A 2,317-nucleotide genomic window follows, 5' to 3' on the forward strand; every position below is an offset into this window, starting at 1 on the left:
CGGCGAGGGGCATCTGACGCGGGGCGCGCGGCCCAGGCGCTGGTGCGGCTCGCGCCGCGCAGTGCGGTGCCGGTGCACTACGGCACGTACTGGCCGATCGGGATGGACGCGGTGCGCCCGCACGAATTCCACACGCCGGGCGACGAGTTCGTGCGGATCGCGGCACAGCTCGCGCCCTCGGTGGCGGTGCACCGGCTCGGGCACGGCGAGAGCGTACGTCCGGAGGTCGCACGGTGAGCTGGATCGCGGACGCGCTGTCCGCGACGGCGACGACCTCGCCCGAATCCACCCAACAGGCCATCGGATACCCGACGTTGTTCCTGCTGGTGCTGTTCGGGGCGCTGGTGCCGGTGATTCCGACGGGGGCGCTGGTGAGTTCGGCGGCCGTGGTCGCCTTTCACCAGACGGCGCCGTTCGCGCTGGCGCTGGTGTTCGTGACGGGGTCGCTGGCCGCGTTCCTCGGGGACATCGCCCTGTACTGGCTGGGGCGGCGCGGGATGGGGTCGAAGAACGGCTCGCGCTGGCTGGAGGCGATCCGGGCGCGGGCTCCGGAGGAGCGGCTCGCCCAGGCGCAGGAGAAGCTGACCGACCACGGGGTGACGGTGCTGGTGCTGTCCCGGCTGGTGCCGGCCGGCCGTATCCCGGTGATGCTGGCCTGTCTGCTGGCCGAATGGCCGATCCGCCGGTTCGCCCGGGGCAACGCGCCGGCCTGTCTGGCCTGGGCGTTGACGTACCAGCTGATCGGCATCCTCGGCGGCTCGCTGTTCCCCGAGCCCTGGGAGGGTGTGGTGGCGGCGGTCGCGCTGACCGTGGTGATCAGCGCGGCGCCGACCGTGTGGCGCAGGGTGCGGAAGACAACTCCCGCCTGAACTCCCTTCTAGGCAAGCACTCTTGAGCCTCCCACCGGTAGATCCCACAGGTCCTGCCTCGCCAGACCCGCTTGCTCCCAGGCCGTCCGCACCCGTGTCAGCGGTTCCAGGACCGGCTCAGCCGACAGGACGAACGTGCCCCAGTGCATCGGGGCCATCCGTCGCGCGCCCAGATCCTGTACGGCCTGAACCGCCTCCTCCGGGTCGCAGTGGACGTCGCTCAGCCACCAGCGCGGGTTGTACGCGCCGATGGGCAGCAGGGCGAGGTCGATACCCGGATAGCGGCGGCCGATGCGGGAGAACCAGTGGCCGTAGCCCGTGTCGCCCGCGAAGTAGACGCGCTGTCCGTCCGGTGCCGTCATCACCCAACCGCCCCACAGGGAGTGGCAGGTGTCGGTGAGGCTGCGCTTGGACCAGTGGTGGGCGGGCACGAAGTCGAGCCGGACGCCGTCGAGTTGGGCCGCCTCCCACCAGTCGAGTTCGGTGACGCGGGTGAATCTGCGGCGGCGGAACCAGCTGCCGAGGCCGGCCGGCGCGAACACCGGGGTGTGGCGCGGGAGTCGGCGCAGGGTGGGGGCGTCGAGGTGATCGTAGTGGTTGTGGCTGATGACGACGGCGTCGATCGGCGGGAGTGCCTCCCAGGCCACGCCCACGGGGGTGATGCGGGCCGGGGTGCCGAGGATGCGGCGGGACCAGACCGGGTCGGTGAGGATCGTCAGGCCGCCGATGCGCACCACCCAACTGGCGTGCCCCGCCCAGGTGACGGCGACGGTCAGGGAGTCGACCCGGGGCAACGGCTCGGGGGCGAAGGGAAGTCGGGGGATGTCCGCGAGGCCTTCGGGGCGGGGTCGTACGGAGCCCTCGCGGGCGAAGCGGGCGATCGCCTTGAGGCCGGGCAACGGCGCGGTGAGCCGGTCGTGGAAGGTCCGGGGCCATACGCGTCGCTCGCCGAGGGGGCGGGGTTCGGCGAGCGGCGGGGACGAGGGGGTGAACAGGGGCATGGACGCCGTGCGGCCGGCGTCCGGGGTCGTCGTACTCGTCGTGGTCGACTCGGACTGCTGCGTCATCGAGGAGGCTCCCATCGCTGAGCGTCGTCGCGGAGATCGTCGAAGATCGACCTCAAGGACATCAACGCGCGTTGCACGTGTGGCAGTTCCAACGGCAAGGGTGACGTGAGACATTCCGCGCGTTCCTCGTCGGTACGGCCCAGCAGCGGTCCGGTGGACAGCCGTACCCGTAGCGCGCCCAGGTCGTCGCCGAAGCGGTGGCCGCCGGGCGCGGGCATGCCGAGCCGGGCGGTGAGGAACTCCTCCAGGTCCTGTGCGTCGCCCACCCCCTGCGGGGCGAGCGCGTGACGCAACGGCCCGAGATCGACGTACAGATGACGTCCCGCCTGCGGCGGCCGGGAGAACGCGCCCGCCCCCGTGACGGCCGTGTGCGCGGCGACG

At 72.2% G+C, this 2,317-nt stretch carries 2 protein-coding genes and 2 pseudogenes; 2 read left to right on the forward strand and 2 right to left on the reverse strand.

Features of this window, described 5'->3' with window-relative positions; translation table 11 throughout:
- Both R6V09_RS51150 and R6V09_RS51155 read left to right on the forward strand, forming a co-directional pair.
- Window positions 1-237 (forward strand): annotated as a pseudogene (locus R6V09_RS51150) (MBL fold metallo-hydrolase); the annotation flags it as partial.
- Entirely contained in the window at window positions 234-869 is a 636-nt protein-coding gene (locus R6V09_RS51155; protein ID WP_317888253.1) for a DedA family protein, read from the forward strand. The pseudogene R6V09_RS51150 and the gene R6V09_RS51155, both read left to right, overlap by 4 nt.
- A gap of 8 nt (window positions 870-877) precedes the next feature.
- On the opposite strand, the gene R6V09_RS51160 is transcribed toward R6V09_RS51155, so the two are convergent.
- Both R6V09_RS51160 and R6V09_RS51165 read right to left on the reverse strand, forming a co-directional pair.
- Window positions 878-1,936: an MBL fold metallo-hydrolase gene (locus R6V09_RS51160; RefSeq protein WP_317888254.1), complete on the reverse strand. Its 1,059-nt coding sequence runs from the start codon at window positions 1,934-1,936 to the stop codon at window positions 878-880.
- Window positions 1,933-2,317 (reverse strand): annotated as a pseudogene (locus R6V09_RS51165) (pyridoxal phosphate-dependent aminotransferase); the annotation flags it as partial. The gene R6V09_RS51160 and the pseudogene R6V09_RS51165, both read right to left, overlap by 4 nt.

This window comes from Streptomyces sp. W16 (assembly GCF_033194735.1).
Classification (GTDB): domain Bacteria; phylum Actinomycetota; class Actinomycetes; order Streptomycetales; family Streptomycetaceae; genus Streptomyces.